Genomic DNA, 19,679 nt, shown 5'->3' with positions numbered 1-19,679 from the left:
TGCAGCGGCTTCTATCATTCAGTCAGAAAAAGCTTACTTCTTCTTAACTGCTTTTTTGTTTGGCAGGTCAGTGATTGAACCTTCAAATACTTCAGCAGCTAGACCTACAGACTCGTGTAGAGTTGGGTGAGCGTGGATAGTCAGAGCGATATCTTCTGCATCACAGCCCATCTCAATTGCAAGGCCGATTTCACCAAGTAGTTCACCACCGTTAGTACCAACGATAGCACCACCGATTACGCGGTGAGTTTCTTTGTCGAAGATTAGCTTAGTCATACCGTCTGCACAGTCAGATGCGATTGCACGACCTGATGCTGCCCATGGGAATGTTGCTACTTCGTACTTGATGCCTTCTTCTTTCGCTTCTTTTTCAGTCTTACCAACCCAAGCTACTTCTGGCTCAGTGTACGCAATTGAAGGGATAACTTTAGGGTCGAAGTAGTGCTTCTTACCAGAGATAACTTCAGCAGCTACGTGACCTTCATGCACACCTTTGTGAGCAAGCATTGGTTGACCAACGATATCACCGATCGCGAAGATGTGAGGAACGTTAGTACGCATTTGCTTATCAACGTTGATGAAGCCGCGCTCGTCAATTTCTAGACCCGCTTTTTCACCGTCGATTAGCTTACCATTTGGTACACGACCGATAGCAACTAGAACCGCATCGTAACGCTCAGCTTCAGCTGGCGCTTTCTTGCCTTCCATTGAAACGTAGATACCGTCTTCTTTTGCTTCAACTGCTGTTACTTTCGTTTCTAGCATTAGCTTGAACTTGTCTTTGATACGCTTAGTAAATACTTTCACGATATCTTTGTCTGCTGCAGGAATTACCTGGTCAAACATTTCAACAACTTCAACTTTAGAACCTAGAGAGTGGTAAACCGTACCCATTTCTAGACCGATGATACCACCGCCCATGATAAGCAGTTTTTCTGGCACTTCTTTTAGTTCAAGAGCGTCAGTAGAGTCCCAAATACGTGGGTCTTCATGCGGGATAAATGGCAGTTTGATTGGACGAGAACCAGCCGCAACGATTGCGTTGTCAAAGTTAACAACTGTTGGCTCACCTTCGCCTTCTACAAGGATAGAGTTAGGGCCAGTGAACTTACCGTAACCGTTAACTACTGTTACGTTACGCATCTTAGCCATACCGCTTAGGCCGCCAGTTAGTTGGTTAACAACTTTTTCTTTCCAGATGCGGATTTTGCTGATGTCTGTTTGAGGCTCACCGAACACAACGCCGTGGTCAGCCATCGCTTTCGCTTCTTCAATTACTTTAGAAACGTGAAGCAGTGCTTTAGATGGGATACAACCCACGTTCAGACATACACCGCCAAGCGTGCTGTAACGTTCAACTAGTACAGTTTCAAGACCTAAGTCCGCACAACGGAATGCAGCGGAGTAACCAGCAGGACCAGAACCAAGTACAACAACTTGGGCTTTAATTTCTTTGCTCATTTTGACCTCTTGTAGTCATTATCCCTAACAGGCTGAGTGGGTATCGATTTTTTATGTTTAAGAGAGATTTGTTTTAAACAGTTATTTTCAGACCGCTAACAGTTTACAGAGATGTTAATGGTGTGAAAAGTAAATCAATTTAGCCTGTGAGCTAGACAACAATTCGATTGTGAAAACCCTGAACGAAGCAAGGCTGATAACCAAATTGTCGGTAATTATGATTAGCAGAGGCGGCTAAGTTGCCGCCTCTCATTCATCTAATTTCTATTACAGAACTAGACGACGAATGTCAGATAGACATGAGTTTAGGTAAGTGATGAAGCGCGCACCTTCAGCACCATCGATCACACGGTGGTCGTATGATAGAGACAGTGGAAGTTGTAGACGCGGTTCGAACTCTTTACCGTTCCATACCGGTTTCATTTCTGACTTAGACACACCTAGGATACCAACTTCTGGTGCGTTTACGATTGGAGTAAACGCTGTACCGCCGATACCGCCTAGGCTAGAGATAGTGAAACAGCCACCTTGCATGTCAGCCGCAGTTAGCTTACCAGCACGTGCTTTCTTAGAAACCGCCATTAGCTCTTCAGATAGCTCGTAGATGCCTTTCTTGTTCACGTCTTTAAATACAGGAACAACTAGACCGTTTGGTGTATCTACCGCGATACCAACATTCACGTATTTCTTCAGAATTAGGCTCTCACCGTCTTCTGATAGAGAAGAGTTGAACGCTGGGAACGCTTCAAGCGCTTTAGCTACCGCTTTCATGATGAACACAAGTGGTGTGATCTTCATGCCAGTGTCTTTCTTCGCTTCAATCGCGTTTTGCTCTTTACGGAATGCTTCAAGAGCCGTGATGTCTGCGTTATCCCACTGTGTAACGTGCGGGATCATTACCCAGTTACGGTGTAGGTTTGCGCCAGAGATCTTCTTAATGCGAGATAGCGGTTGAACTTCTGTCTCACCAAACTTGCTGAAGTCCACTTTTGGCCATGGTAGTAGACCAAGAGCCGCGCCGTCGCCTTTGCCAGATGCTGCTGCACCTGCGCCAGACTCAAGACGCTTAAGTGCATCTTTCACGTAAGCTTGAACGTCTTCTTTTAGGATACGGCTCTTACGACCAGAACCTTTAACCTTAGAAAGATTAACGCCAAATTCACGCGCTAGACGACGAACAACTGGAGACGCGTGAGCGTACTCATCGTTTTCTTTGAAATCGCCAGTCGCTGCTGGAGCTGCTGCCGCTGGAGCTTCTGCTTTAGGAGCTGGAGCTGCAGGTGCTGCCGCTTGAGCTGGAGCTGCTGCAGGAGCAGGTGCTGCGCCCGCCACTTCGAATACCATGATTAGTGAGCCAGTAGACACTTTGTCGCCAGCTGCAATCTTGATTTCTTTAACTGTGCCAGCGAATGGTGCAGGAACTTCCATAGAAGCTTTGTCACCTTCAACAGTGATTAGAGATTGCTCTTCTTCCACTGTGTCGCCAACCGCAACCATGATCTCAGTAACTTCAACTTCGTCGCCGCCGATATCTGGAACGTTCACTTCTTTTGCCGCAGACGCTGCTGGAGCTGCTGCCGCAGGAGCTTCAGCTGCCGCTGGTGCTGCTGGAGCGCCTGAACCTGCTGTTTCGAATACCATGATAAGTGAGCCAGTCGATACTTTATCGCCTGTTGCAACTTTGATCTCTTTTAGAGTACCTGCGAATGGCGCTGGAACTTCCATAGAAGCTTTGTCGCCTTCAACAGTTAGAAGAGATTGCTCTTCTTCGATGCTGTCGCCAACGGCAACCATGATTTCAGTAACTTCTACTTCATCACCACCGATGTCTGGTACGTGAACTTCTTTTAGTTCTGCCGCTGCTGCTGGAGCTGGAGCCGCTGCTGGAGCTGCTTCTGCCGCAGGAGCAGGTGCAGCGTCAGCTGCACCCTCGGCTTCGAAAATCATGATTAGAGAACCAGTAGAAACCTTGTCGCCTTCTGCAACTTTGATTTCTTTAACGATACCCGCTTGAGAAGCAGGAACTTCCATAGAAGCTTTATCGCCTTCAACTGTGATCAGAGATTGCTCTTCTTCAACCTTGTCGCCAACGCTTACAAGAATCTCAGTAACTTCAACCTCATCCGCACCGATGTCTGGTACATTAATTTCGATTGCCATTTCTTATCTACCTTCTTAATTAAGCGTATAGCGGGTTTGTTTTCTCTGTGTCGATGTCGAATTTCTTAATTGCTTCTGCAACTACAGATTTCTCAACTTCGCCACGTTTCGCTAGTTCAGTTAGCGCTGCTACTATTACGTAACCTGCGTTCACTTCGAAGTGACGACGTAGGTTTTCACGGCTGTCTGAACGACCGAAGCCATCAGTACCAAGAACTTTGAAAGACTCAGCAGGAATGTATGCACGAACCTGCTCTGCGTAGTTCTTCATGTAGTCAGTTGCTGCGATAGCAGGTTCAGTACCCATTACTGTTTGGATGTAAGGTACTTTCGCTTCCGCTTCTGGGTGAAGCATGTTGAAACGCTCTGCATCTTGGCCATCGCGAGTTAGTTCGTTGAATGACGTTACAGAGTAAACATCAGAAGCAACACCGTAATCTTCGCTTAGGATTTGAGCTGCTTTACGTACTTCATTCATGATAGTACCAGAGCTCATTAGCTGAACTTTCGCTTTGTCGCCCGTGTAAGTTTCTAGCTTGTAGATACCTTTACGGATGCCTTCTTCAGCGCCTTCTGGCATTGCTGGCATTGCGTAGTTTTCGTTCATTAGCGTTAGGTAGTAGAACACGTTTTCTTGTTCTGGACCGTACATGCGACGGATACCGTCTTGCATGATTACAGCTACTTCGTACGCGAACGTTGGGTCGTAAGAAATACAGTTAGGAACCGTACCCGCCAAAATGTGCGAGTGGCCGTCTTCGTGCTGTAGACCTTCACCGTTCAACGTTGTACGACCCGCAGTTGCACCTAGTAGGAAACCACGTGCTTGTTGGTCACCAGCCATCCACGCCATGTCGCCAACACGTTGGAAGCCGAACATTGAGTAGTAGATGTAGAACGGAATCATTGGTAGGTCGTTTGTCGAGTATGAAGTCGCAGCAGCAACCCATGAAGACATAGCACCTAGCTCGTTGATACCTTCTTGTAGAACCTGACCTGAAGTCGCTTCTTTGTAGTAAGAAACAACGCCACGGTCTTCTGGTGTGTATGTTTGGCCGTGCGGGTTGTAGATACCGATTTGACGGAACAGACCTTCCATACCGAATGTACGTGCTTCGTCAGCAATGATAGGAACGATGTTCTTACCAATGTTCTTGTTCTTAAGTAGAACGTTTAGTGCACGTACGAATGCCATAGTAGAAGATATATCACGCTTCTGTTCTTCTAGTAGTGGCTTGAATTCTTCTAGCTCAGGAACGATGAATTCTTGAGTGAATTTTGGTAGACGCTGTGGCGTGTAGCCGTGTAGCGCTTTACGACGAGCGTGTAGGTATTCGTACTCTTTTGAACCTTCTTCAAGTTTCAGGTACGGAAGTTCTTTCACTGCTTCGTCAGTTAGGATGTCTTGAAGACCTAGACGATCACGTAGGTGTAGTACGTGAGTCATGTCCATCTTCTTAACTTGGTGCGCGATGTTCTTACCTTCAGCCGCTTCACCCATGCCGTAACCTTTAACAGTCTTAGCTAGGATTACTGTTGGACGACCTTTAGTTTCTGCCGCGTTTTTGTATGCCGCGTATAGCTTAGAAGACTCGTGACCACCACGCTTAAGTGCGAAGATTTCGTCATCAGTCATGTCAGCAACAAGTGCAGCTGTCTCTGGGTACTTACCAAAGAAGTGCTCACGTACGTACGCGCCATCTTTTGATTTGAATGTTTGGTAGTCGCCGTCGATCGTTTCATTCATAAGCTGTAGAAGCTTACCAGTCGTATCTTTAGCTAGTAGTGAATCCCAGTTGTTACCCCAGATTACTTTCACTACGTTCCAACCAGCACCTTTGAACAGACCTTCAAGTTCTTGAATGATCTTACCGTTACCCATTACAGGGCCATCTAGACGCTGTAGGTTACAGTTGATTAGGAAGCATAGGTTATCTAGTTTCTCACGCGCAGCAAAAGAGATAGCACCACGTGATTCTGGCTCATCCATCTCACCGTCACCTAGGAACGCGTAAACGCGCTGCTCTGAAGTATCTTTAAGACCACGGCCTTCTAGGTACTTAAGGAAACGGGCTTGGTAGATAGAAGCGATTGGACCTAGGCCCATCGATACTGTCGGGAACTGCCAGAATTCAGGCATCAGTTTAGGGTGCGGGTATGAAGGAATACCTTTGCCGTCTACTTCTTGACGGAAGTTGTCTAGCTGCTCTTCAGTTAGACGACCTTCAACGAATGCACGTGAGTAGATACCTGGTGAAATGTGACCTTGGTAGTAAACTAGGTCGCCACCATCCTTCTCGTTTGGTGCACGGAAGAAGTGGTTGAAACATGTCTCGTAGAACGCAGCAGAAGACTGGAAAGACGCCATGTGGCCGCCTAGCTCTAGGTCTTTCTTAGATGCACGTAGAACGATCATGATAGCGTTCCAACGAATAATTGAGCGAATACGACGCTCAAGTGTTGTGTCACCTGGGTATGCTGGTTCTTGGTCTGCAGGAATCGTGTTGATGTAGTTAGTTGTGATACCTGTTGGCATATCAACACCGTCTAGACGTGCTTTATCTAGAACTTGCTCTAATAGGAATTGAGCACGCTCTAGACCTTCTTCACGTACAACTGACTCAAGCGCTTGTAGCCATTCTTGAGTTTCCAGTGCATCTACGTCATGCTTCATATCAGACATGGCGATCTATCCTTCTGTTGGTTGGATCTACTTATTTAAGTAACGCTCTTACGAGTCATTACCCTGCTGAATTCGACGTAGAGAACGCTCTCGTCGAGACTCTTCTCGAGTCAAATCCAACAATGTTTCTTCGATGTAAGCCAAGTGCGAGTGGGACATTTCTCGCGCCTTTTCAGGCTGACCAGAAACAATCGCATCCACGATATTGGCTCGGTGTTTACTGACTTTCTCGACCGCTTCTGGGCGGCGACGTAGTAATTTAAAATTTTGTAGAATATTTTGCTCAAGCAAAGGTGCTAAGCTTCGAACAATGTGCAACAAAACCACGTTGTGCGCGGCCTCTGTCAAAGCGATCAAAAATTGCATTACTTCCGCAGATTCAGCTTCGATATCGTTGTTTGCTTGCTCTTGGCTAATGCGCTCAAGGCAACCTTGAATACGCGCAAAATCTTCTTCGGTACCACGTAAAGCTGCAAAGTAGGCTGAAATTCCTTCCATCGCATGACGAGACTCAAGCACATCAAGCTGGGTTTCAGAATGACTAGACAACAAATTCAACAAGGGATCTGAAAAGCTCTTCCAGATATTCTCACTTACGAATGTTCCGCCACCTTGGCGACGAGTCAACAAACGCTTCGCTTCCAAGCGTTGAATGGCTTCTCGGACTGAAGGACGAGACACATCGAACTGTTTTGCCAGTTCACGCTCTGGAGGCAGTTGTTGCCCCGGAGACAATGTTCCTTCCACTATCAACCTTTCTAACTCTTGTTCTATAACATCAGAGAGTTTTGGCTGACGAATCCTTTGATAAGCCATAATTTATTGTTCTTCTACTCTTGCAGGTAATTGGTAATACCAATTTTAAGTTGGTGCAGAAATTAACATAATTAAAACGCCACTGTCCAGCCGAAAATTGACCTAAATCATAGAACGAGCTTACTTCCAACACTCTGATAACAATCGACTGTTAAAACAGCAATAGAATTGGTATGACCAATTACATAAAGCATACAAATGGGAAGTCGACGTGCTAGCAGTTTTGGAAAAGAAATACAGAAAATGACAAAATTATCAGTCTATTTATTCACCAAAACGGCATGTACGAGCGTAAAAATGTAGTTAACTTTTAACAATCATTAATATTTCTGGTATCAAAAAAAGGCATACCTGATCGTATGCCTTATTTATTTCGCTTTTTTGAATTTACACTTTCGCTACAAATCAACGCTGTATAAGCAGTCTATATTTCACCCAATCAAAGCTTAGACCAGGATCGCTTTTTCTCAAGGGCGCAATATATTGATGACCGGTAATTCGTGGCGGGGTGATTTGAGGATAAGATTGCATAATCACCTCAGTTATCTCTGCAAGTGATTGATATTGCGCTTCTGTGTAGGCAGTAAATTCTGTCCCTTCAAGCTCGATACCAATGGAATAGTCATTACAACGCTCCCTGCCCGCGAAACTGGATTGACCGGCATGCCATGCTCTATCGAGAAAAGAAACAAATTGAACAACCTCGCCGTTTCTCTTAATCAAGCAATGTGCAGAAACGCCCATTTTGTGAATAACTTCAAAAAATGGATGTGCATTTGGGTCTAGCTTGCCAGTGAAGAAGTCCTCAATATACGTTCCACCAAACTGCCCAGGAGGCAAACTGATGTTGTGTACCACCAGCAGAGAGATGTCGTTTGTATCAGAGCGAGCATCAAAAAATGGTGACGGAACATGCTTTGCCTGTGTCAGCCAGCCATTCTCGATAATTGGGCGCATATCAACCTCTCTACTTTGCAAATTAACTGCTGAAATTATTGACACCGGAGAGTATCATTCGTTGCCATCTCCCTTTCAAGACAAGATTTGCGATGAAGAACACACACAACATTCAAGAACGCCTAGAATACCTTAAACAACAACTCCCTTTAGAGATCACTCGCTCTGTCGCTGATACCTTAAAAGAAGATCTAGGTGGCAGTGTCGACGCAGATAACGACATTACTGCATCTTTGATCCCTGCCGATGCGGTTAATACCGCAACGATTATTACTCGTGAGCATGGTGTGTTCTGTGGTCAAGCATGGGCTGATGAAGTTTTTAAACAGCTCGGTGACAAGGTCAGTATTGAATGGCACGTAAAGGACGGCGATAAAGTCGAGCCTAACCAAACCCTTTGCACGCTGACAGGCCCTGCTCGTGACTTGTTGACTGGTGAACGTAACGCAATGAACTTCATCCAAACGCTGTCTGGCTGCGCAACAGTTACCGCAGAGTACGCTGAAAAAATCGCGCATACTGAGTGCCGTCTACTAGACACACGCAAAACCATTCCTGGTCTGCGTAGCGCACTAAAATACGCCGTGACCTGCGGTGGTGGCTTTAATCATCGCATCGGTGTGTTCGACGCTTACCTCATTAAAGAAAACCACATTATTGCTTGTGGTGGCATCACTCAAGCCATCCAAAAAGCGAAAGAGCTTAACCCAGGCAAACCGGTAGAAGTAGAAACGGAAAGCTTAGAAGAGTTGAAACAAGCGATAGAGGCTGGTGCCGACATCATCATGCTCGATAACTTCACAAAAGAAATGATGCGTGAAGCCGTAGCGATTAACGCAGGTCGTGCCGCTTTAGAGAACTCCGGCAACATTACGCTAGAGACCATCGCAGAATACGCAGAAACCGGTGTCGATTACATTTCGGTAGGCGCGTTGACTAAGCATCTAAAAGCGATGGATCTTTCGATGCGCTTCAAATAATAAAAGCAACACAATCTCAATTACTTCAACTAACTCAGTGAGTTGTGAGTAACTAATCATTTAAAAGGGCCAATTGGCCCTTTCTTTTTATCCACTAAAAAAATAGTACTACTCGCAAAACTCTGCATGCGATATGCAACTTTTCACCAAAGAGTTTTATCTCACTCGAGAGCCCATCCCTTCCCCATTTTCAACCCACCTTAACTCTCCATAATCTTTCGCCAATGCAAGAGCATTATTAATTTTTAGGAAAGGGTTAAAAATGAAAAACAGTAAACAGAAAAAACAACAGGGTTTTACTCTGATTGAGTTAATGATTGTGGTGGCGGTAATTGGTGTTTTAGCTGCAATTGCAGTTCCACAATACCAAAAATATGTAGCTAAAAGTGAGGCAGCGTCTGCACTAGCATCCATCACTGGGCATAGAATAAATGTTGAAACTTATGTTGTTGAAAATGGCTCATTTCCAACAGCAGCCCAGCTACCAGTTCCGACTTCTCCACTTGGTGTAATTAGCTATACAGCTTCAGCTTCAGGAGCAAGTACGTCGTCAGGTGCAATAAAATTCACATTTAATAGCACCGGTGTAAGTCCAGACGTTATCAGTAAAGACGTTACTCTAGGGCGTGATGGAACAGGTCAATGGAACTGTACCTCTGGCATTGCTGCTACAGGTGTAAAGCCTAAAGCATGCTCGTAAGAAGTTAAGCAGTGCTAACTAACCTCTCCACGGTTCTTCGCCAAAAAGGGTTACTGACTTTTTCCCAAGAAGAATCGTTAATAGAGCAAGTCAAAGCTTCTGGTATTTCGATGCCAGAGGCTTTACTCAGTTCTGGATTATTTACATCAAGCGAACTCGCTGAGCACTTAAGTTCTCTCTTTGGTTTAAATCAGCCCGAGTTATCTCAGTACGAGTATGCTTCGCTTTGTCAGCAACTTGGCCTTAGGGAATTAATCACGCGGCATAACGCACTCCCACTCCAGCGTACGTCTTCAACGTTATTATTAGCGGTTGCCGACCCCACCAACCAACAAGCAGAAGATGATTTTCGCTTTGCCACTGGTTTACAGATTGAATTGGTGTTGGCGGATTTTCGTCAACTCAGCGCGGCAATTCGACGCTTATATGGTCGTTCATTGAGTCATGAGAAGTCCGGGTTAAAAGAGATCAACCAAGAAGAGTTAGCCAATCTGGTTGATGTGGGCGCAGATGAAATCGACAACATTGAAGACTTGAGCCAAGATGAGTCTCCTGTTAGCCGTTACATCAACCAAATTCTGTTGGACGCTGTGCGCAAAGGCGCATCCGATATCCACTTTGAGCCTTATGAAAAGATGTACCGTGTGCGCCTACGCTGTGATGGCATCTTAATTGAAACACAGCAGCCACCAAGCCACTTAAGTCGCCGCTTATCCGCTCGTATCAAAATCCTCTCTAAACTTGATATTGCAGAGCGACGTTTACCACAAGATGGGCGTATTAAGCTCAAGTTGAATCAAGACACCGCAATTGATATGCGTGTATCCACGCTACCGACTCTATTCGGAGAGAAAATTGTACTACGACTGCTCGACAGCAGCTCTGCGTCATTGGATATCGACAAGCTTGGTTATAGCGAACAACAAAAACAATTGTACTTGGATGCGCTGCGTCGCCCACAAGGCATGATTCTGATGACAGGTCCAACCGGGAGCGGAAAAACCGTTTCTCTGTACACTGGGCTGAGTATCCTCAATAAGCCAGAAATCAACATTTCCACGGCAGAAGACCCAGTAGAAATTAACTTATCGGGCATTAACCAAGTTCAAGTTCAGCCTAAGATTGGTTTTGGTTTTGCCGAAGCCCTGCGCTCTTTCTTACGTCAAGACCCGGATGTGGTAATGGTCGGTGAGATTCGTGACTTAGACACTGCGGAAATCGCCATAAAAGCATCGCAAACCGGTCACTTAGTACTTTCAACCTTGCATACCAATTCTGCAGCTGAAACGGTGATTCGTTTATCAAACATGGGCGTAGAAAGCTTTAACTTGGCCTCCTCTCTTAGTTTGATTATTGCCCAGCGTTTAGCCCGTAAACTGTGCTCGGTCTGCAAGCAACCACAAGAGCTTACCGTTCAGTTGCAACATCTCGGTATTCAAGCAAGCGACAACATTTTTAAAGCCAATCCCGATGGATGCAATGAGTGTACTCATGGTTATTCCGGCCGAACGGGGATTTATGAAGTGATGCGCTTTGATGAATTTCTTTCCGAAGCGCTTATTAAAGGCGCCTCTGTACATGAACTAGAAAAACTCGCCATCGCAAATGGTATGAGCACGTTACAAATGTCGGGCATAGAAAAACTCAAACAAGGGATCACAAGTTTTAGTGAACTACAGCGCGTACTTTATTTTTAATCCTTTAATCAGCAGTCACATCCATGAAAAGCACTACACCACAACTTAAAAACTTCCGCTGGAAAGGCATCAACAGTTCAGGCAAAAAGACATCTGGGCAAACCCTCGCGATGACAGAAATTGAAGTACGCGAGCGTCTAGACGCACAGCACATCAAGATCAAGAAGTTAAAGAAAAGCAGTATCTCGTTTCTCACTAAACTCAGCCATCGCGTGAAAGGCAGAGACATCACGGTGTTTACCCGTCAGATTTCGACGATGTTGATAACCGGTGTGCCCTTGGTTCAGGCTTTAAAATTGGTATCAGAGAATCACAAAAAAGCAGAGATGAAATCCATTTTGATGAGCGTGACACGCGCCGTTGAAGCAGGGACGCCCATGTCAAAAGCCATGCGCACTGCAAGTGAACACTTTGACCCACTCTATACCGATCTTATCGCCACAGGTGAGCAATCCGGTAACTTAGCAGAAGTGTTCGAGCGCTTAGCCACCTACCGAGAAAAAAATGAACAACTCCGTGCGAAAGTGATCAAAGCACTGATCTACCCAGCCATGGTAGTGCTAGTAGCGTTAGGCGTGTCGTTTATCATGCTCACCAAAGTCATTCCCGAGTTTGAAAAAATGTTTGTTGGTTTTGGTGCTGACTTACCGTGGTTTACCAGGCAAGTATTAGATCTTTCCGCCTGGACACAAAACTGGAGTCCGTTTATCGCACTAGGCTCCATTAGTTTATTCATTTCGGCGAGAATCCTCTCTAAGCGTTCAGATTCTTTTCGCTTAATGCTCAACCGCTCTGTGCTTAAATTTCCTGTCCTGGGCCCTGTATTATCAAAAGCCGCTATCGCCAAATTTAGTCGAACACTCGCCACAAGCTTTACAGCGGGTATTCCAATTCTAACCAGTTTAAAAACCACATCAAAAACCTCAGGAAACTTACACTATCAACTCGCCATAGAAGAAGTTTACCGTGATACCGCCGCAGGTATGCCAATGTATGTTGCCATGCGTAACTGTAATGTGTTCCCTGAATTAGTGTTACAAATGGTCATGATCGGTGAAGAGTCTGGTCGACTTGACGATATGCTCAATAAAGTTGCAACGATCTACGAGTTTGAAGTCGACAACACCGTCGACAACCTTAGTAAAATTCTAGAGCCACTAATTATCGTATTTTTAGGTATCGTTGTTGGCGGATTAGTGACAGCAATGTACTTGCCAATCTTTAACTTAATGAGTGTATTGGGCTAGAATGAGCTGTTAACTCCTTTAAAACAGCATCTTGCTGATTTCACTCATCGCTCAAGAGACAAATATGGAAGTATTCCAGTACTACCCTTGGCTATTCGTTGTGTTTGCCACCATCTTCGGTCTGATCGTGGGTAGCTTCCTCAATGTGGTTATTTATCGACTACCTAAAATCATGGAACTAGGATGGCGACGCGAATGTGCCGAGTCATTTCCTGAATACAAAATAGAACCTCCTAAAGAAGTGCTGACCTTGAGCGTCCCACGCTCCTCCTGCCAGAAATGCGCAACACCGATACGTATTCGCGACAACATTCCTGTGATTAGCTGGCTGCTTTTAAAAGGCAAATGTCACAACTGTCAGGCAACCATTAGTGCACGCTATCCACTGATTGAACTGCTCACCGCGTTCTGTTCAGGCTTTATAGCTTATTACTTTGGTTTTAGTTACTTTACCGTTGCCCTACTCTTTTTTACTTTTATCTTAATCGCCGCAACATTTATCGATCTCGATACTATGTTGTTACCTGACCAATTAACATTACCATTAACTTGGGCTGGCATTGCCTTAGCATTAGTCGAAATAAGTCCTGTTACTCTACAAGATTCTGTCATTGGTGCTATTGCTGGTTACCTATGTCTCTGGTCCGTTTACTGGGGCTTTAAGCTACTTACTGGTAAAGAAGGAATGGGATATGGTGATTTTAAACTACTAGCAGCACTAGGGGCTTGGCTAGGTTGGCAGTCACTGCCGATGATCATTCTACTTTCCTCTGTGGTTGGCATCGTATTTGGCATCATTCAACTACGCTTGCAAAAGAAGGGAATTGAAAAAGCTTTCCCTTTCGGTCCTTACTTAGCAATTGCTGGTTGGATAAGCTTAATTTGGGGCGAGCAGATTTTAAACTGGTACTTTACTTCAGTTCTAGGAGTGTAAATGGCTTTGGTTATTGGTTTAACAGGTGGTATCGCTAGTGGAAAAACAACCGTTGCGAATCTGTTCAAACAACAATTTAAAATCGATATCGTCGATGCCGACATTGTAGCAAGAGAAGTTGTCGAGCCAGGTACTCCCGGCCTAAACGCGATTATTGAACACTTTGGTCACGATATCGTTCGTGAAGACCAAACTTTAGATCGCGCAAAGCTGAGAGAAAAAATCTTTTCGAATTCAGATGAAAAAGCATGGCTCAACGCACTGTTGCACCCGATAATTCGTGAAAAGATGATCGAAGATTTGCAGCAAGTCACTTCAGAGTATGCGTTACTTGTGGTGCCGTTGCTCGTAGAAAACAAGCTAGATAGTTTGTGTGATCGCGTTCTTGTCGTCGATGTTGAACCGAATACACAGATATCTCGCACGATGAAACGAGACAATGTGAGTGAAGATCAAGTTCGCGCCATCCTTGCCTCTCAAGCATCAAGAGAGCAAAGGCTCGCGCTTGCAGACGATGTGGTTAAGAATAATCCAAGTGACCCTGATCTTTTGCTTCAAATCACAGATTTGCACGAAAAGTACCTAGCCATGTGTAAGAAAAATCTGCGAAAATAGGAACGAAACTCACAAAGGCTTATGTCGATGACCACGCACAAATTTGAACATCCGTTAAATGAGAAAACTCGTATTTATCTAAGAGTGGAGTCTCTGCTGCGTCAGGCTCACTTGGCCTCTGGGTTTAGCGAAAATCACCAGTACCAACTGTTTTTCCGTGCGTTATTCGATATGGTTGAGATCTTCGAACAGATCCAGCTGAAAAGTGAACTGGCCAAAGATTTAGAGAAGCAACGGCTGTCGTACCGCCATTGGCTCAATGTTGATGGCGTCGATCAAGACGCATTAAATACCCTACTACAAGAGATAGATGTCGTTCATAGCCAACTGATGGGTGCAGAGCGTTTTGGTCAAGCACTAAAAGAAGATCGCTTCTTAAGCTCTATCCGCCAACGCTTTAATCTACCGGGTGGTTCATGCTGTTTTGATCTGCCAGCATTACACTACTGGCTTCATCTACCTATTGAACGTAAAAAGCGTGATGCACAACAGTGGCAAGCAAGCTTAAAGCCCTTATCTGATGCGCTTTCGTTATGGTTAAAGCTCACTAGAGAGACCGGACATTTCAAAGCTCAAATCGGTCGTGCAGGTTTCTTCCAAAGTGACGCTGATGAAGCCAACATTCTAAGACTTCACATCCCAATGGAATATGGCGTGTATCCTATGATTTCAGGCCATAAAAATCGCTTTGCGATCAAGTTTATGTCGTTTGAAAACGGCCAAGCGTGCACACAAGATATTGAGTTTGAACTTGCTGTGTGCAGCTAAGACGACACTACGCCTCGCCTCCATAATCTAAAATTCAACGCTTTATTGCGCTTATATTTGATAAAATTTCGTAGCAGCAATAGCGCGTTGAATAAGCCATCTTTAATTCGTTTAGGTATACTACCCTTTAACACCAATTAGTAATGGGACGCTCAACTATGTCTAAAGTTACCATCGTTCAATGTCCACAATGTGGCGCCGACGTAGAATGGGGAGAACAAAGTCCTCATCGCCCTTTCTGCAGTAAACAATGTCAAATGATTGATTTTGGTGAATGGGCAGATGAAGAAAACACCATCCCAGGCGCACCCGATATGTCCGATAGTGATGGCTGGTCTGAAGACCAGTATTAAATTGAGACCTAGGGTAAAGGAATACCCTAGGTTCCTTCTTGGGGAATCTGAATCACGCTCCTTCGTCGCTGTCCAGAAAGACGAATTTTAACCACGGTACCCTGTAATCTTTGGTTATCAATTCCCGTCATTCAGAGGAGCCATAGCGAAATCAAGAACCTACTCATAGCAAGAATACTGTTAGACAACTGAAACACTAGCATTCTCAGCGAGTAGATTTTTAACCACGCTCCTTCGTCGCTATCCAGAATGACGACTTTTAACCACGGTACTCTATAATCTTTGACCATCATTTCCTGTCATTCCGAGGATCCATAACGGCATCAGGAATCTACTCATAGCAAGGATGAAGCTAACAACGTAAACACTTGCATGCTCGACTAGTAGATTCTGAATCACGCTCCTCCGTCGCTATTCAAAATGACGAATTTTAACCACAGTACCCAGTAATATTTGATCATCATTTCCCGTCATTCCGAGGAGCCATAGCGACATCAGGAATCTATTCACAGCAAGGCAGAGGCGTGGAGTGTACATCAGTGCATGAGCATCGACAGTTCAGGTCGGGTGAAAAGAAACGAGCAAGCTAATTACACAAATAAAAAAACGGAGCCCTAAAAGGACTCCGTTTAAGATGAGAACGCTAGTTATAGCATTACTTCTTAGCAAGTTTCTCTTTGATACGAGCAGACTTACCAGAACGCTCACGTAGGTAGTACAACTTGGCACGACGTACTGCACCACGGCGTTTAACTTCGATGCTATCAACGATTGGAGAGTGTGTTTGGAACGTACGCTCAACACCTTCACCGTTAGAGATCTTACGTACAGTGAAAGCAGAGTGTAGACCACGGTTACGGATTGCGATTACAACGCCTTCGAAAGCCTGTAGACGCTCACGGTCACCTTCTTTTACCTTAACTTGAACTACAACAGTGTCACCTGGTGCAAATTTAGGTAGGTCTGATTTCATTTGCTCTTCTTCAAGAGCTTTGATGATGTTACTCATTTTTTAAATTCCTAGAATAAACTGATACTAAATAAATTAGGTTACTTTGCGTTATGTTCTTTAATGGCTTTATGCTCATTAACAAACTCAGCAAGTAATTGTTCCTGTTCGTCAGTCAGAGCTAGGTTTTCCAGGAGCTCTGGTCTTCTTAGCCAAGTACGGCCCAACGACTGCTTGAGTCGCCATTGACGAATGTCCTTGTGATTGCCTGACATCAGTACAGCTGGTACCTCTTTGTCATCCAATACTTCTGGACGCGTATAGTGAGGGCAATCTAACAAGCCATTTGCAAAAGAGTCTTCTTCTGCTGACGCGAAATCCCCTAGTACACCCGGAACAAACCGAGAAACAGAGTCGATTAACGTCATGGCTGGTATCTCACCACCCGTCATCACAAAATCACCAATCGACCATTCTTCGTCGACTTCAGATTGAATGATGCGCTCATCTACCCCTTCATAACGACCACAAATCAGAAGCAAGTTCTCATTCGTTGCCAGTTCTTCCACTCCTTTCTGGTCGAGCTTGCGACCTTGAGGAGAAAGGTAGATGACTTTCGTCTTGCCCGGTGAGGCTGCTTTCGCGGTATGAATGGCATCGCGCAAAGGCTGAACCATCATTAACATACCAGGGCCACCACCGTAAGGTCGGTCATCGACTGTGCGATGTTTGTCGTGAGTGAAATCTCTAGGATTCCAAGTCTCAATCGACAAAAGACCTTTTTTAACCGCTTGACCTGTTACTCCAAAATCAGTAACAGAACGGAACATTTCTGGAAAAAGGCTAATAACGCCAACCCACATGTTTATCTCGCTCTGTAATTTTGGAGATTAGAATCCAGGATCCCAGTCAACTTCGATCCGTTGAGCTTCGCGATCAACATTAATGATCACTTGCTCTTCAAGGAACGGGATTAATCGTTCCTTCTGCCCGAAAGCATCTTTAAGATTTGCTTTAACAACCAGAACATCGTTTGAGCCAGTTTCTAGCATGTCAGTAACGACACCTAGATCGTAACCTTTAGTGGTTACAACTTGCATCCCAAACAATTCGCGCCAGTAGAACTCATCTTCTGACAATTCAGGAAGTACCGCAGGGTCAATAGCAATTTCAAAGTTCGTCATTAGATGCGCGTCTTCACGAACATCCATGCCTTCCAGCTTAGCCACCATACCTTTGTTATGGCGCTTCCAGCTTTCTACTTTGTACTCAACCCACTTGCCCTTTTGGTTAATGTACCAAGGGCTGTAATCGAAAATGCTTTCAGCATTGTCTGTGTAGGAAAAAACCTTAAGCCAACCACGAATGCCGTAAGTAGCACCAAACTTGCCTACAACAATCTTTTCGTTGCTCATTGTTTCTTTACCTTTCATCGACATAAACTAGTTTCTACTTTTCAAGTAAAAAATTAAGCCGCTTTTTGAGCGTCTTTAACTAGCTTAGCAACACGGTCAGATACTGACGCGCCTTGACCAACCCAGTGGTTAACGCGGTCTAGGTCTAGACGTAGACCTTCTTCTTGACCTTTAGCAGTTGGGTTGAAGAAACCAACTTTCTCGATGAAACGGCCAGTTGCAGCGTTGCGGCTGTCCGCTACTACGATTTGATAAAATGGACGCTTTTTAGCGCCGTGACGTGCCAAACGAATGGTTACCATGTCGTCCTCTTTGCTTTCTCAAAAATAAAATTAACCCCAAAAACCATTCAAGAAATTAAACAGTTTGGGGTCTCGTGCCAAAATAAAGCTCCGGGATTTTACTCTTCTCCCGGAGCAATGCAAGGAGTTTAGTTACTTTTTCACCAACATAAATTGAATTTAAAGTTTGTGACGTACCTAACACCCTGAATCTATGCGTGATCGATTAATTAACGACCAAATGGGTTGAAGCCACCGCCACCACCCATGCCGCCCATCATGCCTTGCATGTTGCGCATCATGCCTTTCATGCCACCTTTTTGCATCTTTTTCATCATTTTCTGCATTTGGGTGAACTGTTTTAGTAAGCGGTTTACATCTTGAACCTGCACACCAGAACCAGCCGCGATACGCTTCTTGCGCGAGCCCTTGATAATTTCTGGGCGTTGACGTTCTTTCATTGTCATGGAGCTGATGATCGCTTCCATCTGTTTGAACATCTTGTCATCGACTTTATCTTTCACATTGTCTGGTAGCTGGGACATTCCTGGAAGCTTATCCATCATCCCCATCATGCCGCCCATGTTTTGCATCTGGCCTAGCTGTTCACGGAAATCTTCAAGGTCGAAACCTTTCTTCTCTTTGAACTTCTTCGCTAACTTTTCTGCCTTTTCTTGGTCAACGTTGCGTTGTAGGTCTTCAATCAAAGACAGAACGTCACCCATGCCAAGAATACGTGAAGCAACACGATCTGGGTGGAACGGTTCTAGCGCGTCAGTTTTTTCACCGACACCCAAGAATTTGATTGGTTTGCCCGTGACATGGCGTACTGAAAGTGCCGCACCACCACGAGCATCACCATCAACCTTAGTTAGAACTACACCGGTAAGAGGTAGCGCATCGCCAAAGGCTTTTGCTGTATTTGCTGCGTCTTGACCCGTCATGGCGTCAACAACAAATAGCGTTTCTACTGGGTTGATAGCTGAGTGAAGATCTTTGATCTCCCCCATCATCTCTTCATCAATTGCCAAACGACCTGCGGTATCGACAATAAGTACGTCGTAGAATTTTTTCTTCGCATGGTCAATCGCTGCATTGGCGATATCAATAGGCTTTTGGTCTGGTGATGATGGGAAGAAGTCAACACCGATGTCTGATGCCAGTGTTTCAAGCTGCTTGATTGCCGCAGGACGGTAAACGTCGGCAGACACAACCAAAACTTTCTTCTTGTCACGTTCTTTTAGAAGCTTAGATAACTTACCTACCGATGTGGTTTTACCCGCACCTTGTAGACCTGCCATAAGAAGCACAGCAGGTGGTTGAGCAGCAAGGTTTAGTGCCTCATTCGACTCACCCATTACGGCTTCAAGTTCTGTTTGAACGATCTTGATAAATTCCTGACCTGGAGTCAGAGATTTAGAAACTTCTACGCCCACCGCTTTTTCTTTAACGCGGTTCACAAATTCACGAACGACCGGAAGCGCAACGTCAGCTTCAAGTAGAGCCATTCGGACTTCACGTAGGGTTTCTTTAATGTTGTCTTCGGTCAGACGACCTTTACCACTGATATTTTTCAGCGTTTTGGATAATCGATCCGTTAAATTCTCAAACATCTTTGTCTCTTCGCTAAAATGGCGATTAATTAGTGTGAGTATACATTAGC

At 44.9% G+C, this 19,679-nt stretch carries 18 protein-coding genes; 8 read left to right on the top strand and 10 right to left on the bottom strand.

The annotated features are described in order from the left end of the window. Nucleotides 1-33 precede the first annotated feature (33 nt). From lpdA to ampD, 5 genes are all read right to left on the bottom strand, one after another. Nucleotides 34-1,461: a dihydrolipoyl dehydrogenase gene (gene lpdA / locus R7Z50_RS11240; protein WP_005379993.1), complete on the bottom strand. Its 1,428-nt coding sequence runs from the start codon at nucleotides 1,459-1,461 to the stop codon at nucleotides 34-36. A 267-nt stretch (nucleotides 1,462-1,728) separates the two neighbouring features. Then, on the bottom strand, nucleotides 1,729-3,621 hold the full coding sequence (aceF, locus tag R7Z50_RS11235; protein WP_033905589.1) for a pyruvate dehydrogenase complex dihydrolipoyllysine-residue acetyltransferase: 1,893 nt from the start codon (nucleotides 3,619-3,621) through the stop codon (nucleotides 1,729-1,731). 19 nt (nucleotides 3,622-3,640) lie between these two features. After that, complete coding sequence (gene aceE, locus R7Z50_RS11230; protein ID WP_318149077.1) at nucleotides 3,641-6,304, bottom strand: pyruvate dehydrogenase (acetyl-transferring), homodimeric type; 2,664 nt, start codon at nucleotides 6,302-6,304, stop codon at nucleotides 3,641-3,643. 48 nt (nucleotides 6,305-6,352) lie between these two features. Continuing rightward, a complete protein-coding gene (gene pdhR, locus R7Z50_RS11225; protein ID WP_005379989.1) occupies nucleotides 6,353-7,120 on the bottom strand; it encodes a pyruvate dehydrogenase complex transcriptional repressor PdhR in 768 nt (255 codons plus the stop codon). A gap of 405 nt (nucleotides 7,121-7,525) precedes the next feature. Continuing rightward, nucleotides 7,526-8,077, bottom strand: coding sequence for a 1,6-anhydro-N-acetylmuramyl-L-alanine amidase AmpD (ampD, locus tag R7Z50_RS11220; RefSeq protein WP_318149076.1), 552 nt, complete (start codon nucleotides 8,075-8,077; stop codon nucleotides 7,526-7,528). 92 nt (nucleotides 8,078-8,169) lie between these two features. Here ampD and nadC point away from each other — a divergent pair, with 92 nt between their 5' ends. The 8 genes from nadC to yacG all read left to right on the top strand — a co-directional run bounded on the left by nadC (nucleotide 8,170) and on the right by yacG (nucleotide 15,371). Then, nucleotides 8,170-9,057, top strand: coding sequence for a carboxylating nicotinate-nucleotide diphosphorylase (gene nadC / locus R7Z50_RS11215; protein WP_206970627.1), 888 nt, complete (start codon nucleotides 8,170-8,172; stop codon nucleotides 9,055-9,057). Between the two features lie 262 nt (nucleotides 9,058-9,319). Next, the gene (locus tag R7Z50_RS11210) at nucleotides 9,320-9,757 is read left to right on the top strand and encodes a pilin (RefSeq protein ID WP_318149075.1); all 438 of its coding nucleotides are present in this window, start codon (nucleotides 9,320-9,322) and stop codon (nucleotides 9,755-9,757) included. Between the two features lie 11 nt (nucleotides 9,758-9,768). Continuing rightward, nucleotides 9,769-11,454 carry a type IV-A pilus assembly ATPase PilB gene (pilB, locus tag R7Z50_RS11205; protein ID WP_206970626.1) on the top strand — a complete coding sequence of 562 codons (1,686 nt, stop codon included), beginning with the start codon at nucleotides 9,769-9,771 and terminating at the stop codon, nucleotides 11,452-11,454. 23 nt (nucleotides 11,455-11,477) lie between these two features. Further along, nucleotides 11,478-12,701, top strand: coding sequence for a type II secretion system F family protein (locus R7Z50_RS11200; protein ID WP_017635918.1), 1,224 nt, complete (start codon nucleotides 11,478-11,480; stop codon nucleotides 12,699-12,701). Nucleotides 12,702-12,765: 64 nt separating this feature from the next. Next, complete coding sequence (locus tag R7Z50_RS11195; RefSeq protein ID WP_203346078.1) at nucleotides 12,766-13,635, top strand: prepilin peptidase; 870 nt, start codon at nucleotides 12,766-12,768, stop codon at nucleotides 13,633-13,635. Further along, complete coding sequence (coaE, locus tag R7Z50_RS11190; protein ID WP_017635920.1) at nucleotides 13,636-14,250, top strand: dephospho-CoA kinase; 615 nt, start codon at nucleotides 13,636-13,638, stop codon at nucleotides 14,248-14,250. A 27-nt stretch (nucleotides 14,251-14,277) separates the two neighbouring features. Beyond that, nucleotides 14,278-15,018 (top strand): cell division protein ZapD, encoded by a 741-nt coding sequence (gene zapD / locus R7Z50_RS11185; RefSeq protein ID WP_005373086.1) that lies wholly within the window; start codon nucleotides 14,278-14,280, stop codon nucleotides 15,016-15,018. Between the two features lie 158 nt (nucleotides 15,019-15,176). Next, on the top strand, nucleotides 15,177-15,371 hold the full coding sequence (gene yacG / locus R7Z50_RS11180) for a DNA gyrase inhibitor YacG (protein ID WP_017635922.1): 195 nt from the start codon (nucleotides 15,177-15,179) through the stop codon (nucleotides 15,369-15,371). A 655-nt stretch (nucleotides 15,372-16,026) separates the two neighbouring features. Here the strand turns inward: yacG and rplS are convergent. The 5 genes from rplS to ffh all read right to left on the bottom strand — a co-directional run bounded on the left by rplS (nucleotide 16,027) and on the right by ffh (nucleotide 19,629). Continuing rightward, nucleotides 16,027-16,380, bottom strand: a complete 354-nt coding sequence (gene rplS / locus R7Z50_RS11175) for a 50S ribosomal protein L19 (protein ID WP_005379971.1) — start codon at nucleotides 16,378-16,380, stop codon at nucleotides 16,027-16,029. Between the two features lie 41 nt (nucleotides 16,381-16,421). Next, nucleotides 16,422-17,183, bottom strand: coding sequence for a tRNA (guanosine(37)-N1)-methyltransferase TrmD (trmD, locus tag R7Z50_RS11170; RefSeq protein WP_005385420.1), 762 nt, complete (start codon nucleotides 17,181-17,183; stop codon nucleotides 16,422-16,424). A 27-nt stretch (nucleotides 17,184-17,210) separates the two neighbouring features. After that, nucleotides 17,211-17,759, bottom strand: a complete 549-nt coding sequence (rimM, locus tag R7Z50_RS11165; RefSeq protein WP_005379964.1) for a ribosome maturation factor RimM — start codon at nucleotides 17,757-17,759, stop codon at nucleotides 17,211-17,213. A gap of 29 nt (nucleotides 17,760-17,788) precedes the next feature. Further along, nucleotides 17,789-18,037, bottom strand: coding sequence for a 30S ribosomal protein S16 (rpsP, locus tag R7Z50_RS11160; RefSeq protein ID WP_005379962.1), 249 nt, complete (start codon nucleotides 18,035-18,037; stop codon nucleotides 17,789-17,791). A 209-nt stretch (nucleotides 18,038-18,246) separates the two neighbouring features. Continuing rightward, nucleotides 18,247-19,629, bottom strand: a complete 1,383-nt coding sequence (gene ffh / locus R7Z50_RS11155) for a signal recognition particle protein (RefSeq protein WP_158174155.1) — start codon at nucleotides 19,627-19,629, stop codon at nucleotides 18,247-18,249. Nucleotides 19,630-19,679 lie beyond the last annotated feature (50 nt).

Source organism: Vibrio sp. 1249-1 (assembly GCF_033340495.1).
This window is presented reverse-complemented; position numbering and strand designations above follow the sequence as displayed.

Excerpts from the sequence above, each read along its gene's own strand:
- R7Z50_RS11195 (WP_203346078.1), top strand. The coding sequence starts at position 12,766 with ATGGAAGTATTCCAGTACTACCCTTGGCTATTCGTTGTGTTTGCCACC.
- R7Z50_RS11210 (WP_318149075.1), top strand. The coding sequence starts at position 9,320 with ATGAAAAACAGTAAACAGAAAAAACAACAGGGTTTTACTCTGATTGAG.
- ffh (WP_158174155.1), bottom strand. The coding sequence starts at position 19,629 with ATGTTTGAGAATTTAACGGATCGATTATCCAAAACGCTGAAAAATATC.
- R7Z50_RS11200 (WP_017635918.1), top strand. The coding sequence starts at position 11,478 with ATGAAAAGCACTACACCACAACTTAAAAACTTCCGCTGGAAAGGCATC.
- coaE (WP_017635920.1), top strand. The coding sequence starts at position 13,636 with ATGGCTTTGGTTATTGGTTTAACAGGTGGTATCGCTAGTGGAAAAACA.
- trmD (WP_005385420.1), bottom strand. The coding sequence starts at position 17,183 with ATGTGGGTTGGCGTTATTAGCCTTTTTCCAGAAATGTTCCGTTCTGTT.
- lpdA (WP_005379993.1), bottom strand. The coding sequence starts at position 1,461 with ATGAGCAAAGAAATTAAAGCCCAAGTTGTTGTACTTGGTTCTGGTCCT.
- rplS (WP_005379971.1), bottom strand. The coding sequence starts at position 16,380 with ATGAGTAACATCATCAAAGCTCTTGAAGAAGAGCAAATGAAATCAGAC.
- zapD (WP_005373086.1), top strand. The coding sequence starts at position 14,278 with ATGACCACGCACAAATTTGAACATCCGTTAAATGAGAAAACTCGTATT.
- nadC (WP_206970627.1), top strand. The coding sequence starts at position 8,170 with ATGAAGAACACACACAACATTCAAGAACGCCTAGAATACCTTAAACAA.
- rpsP (WP_005379962.1), bottom strand. The coding sequence starts at position 18,037 with ATGGTAACCATTCGTTTGGCACGTCACGGCGCTAAAAAGCGTCCATTT.
- rimM (WP_005379964.1), bottom strand. The coding sequence starts at position 17,759 with ATGTCGATGAAAGGTAAAGAAACAATGAGCAACGAAAAGATTGTTGTA.
- pdhR (WP_005379989.1), bottom strand. The coding sequence starts at position 7,120 with ATGGCTTATCAAAGGATTCGTCAGCCAAAACTCTCTGATGTTATAGAA.
- ampD (WP_318149076.1), bottom strand. The coding sequence starts at position 8,077 with ATGCGCCCAATTATCGAGAATGGCTGGCTGACACAGGCAAAGCATGTT.
- yacG (WP_017635922.1), top strand. The coding sequence starts at position 15,177 with ATGTCTAAAGTTACCATCGTTCAATGTCCACAATGTGGCGCCGACGTA.
- aceE (WP_318149077.1), bottom strand. The coding sequence starts at position 6,304 with ATGTCTGATATGAAGCATGACGTAGATGCACTGGAAACTCAAGAATGG.
- aceF (WP_033905589.1), bottom strand. The coding sequence starts at position 3,621 with ATGGCAATCGAAATTAATGTACCAGACATCGGTGCGGATGAGGTTGAA.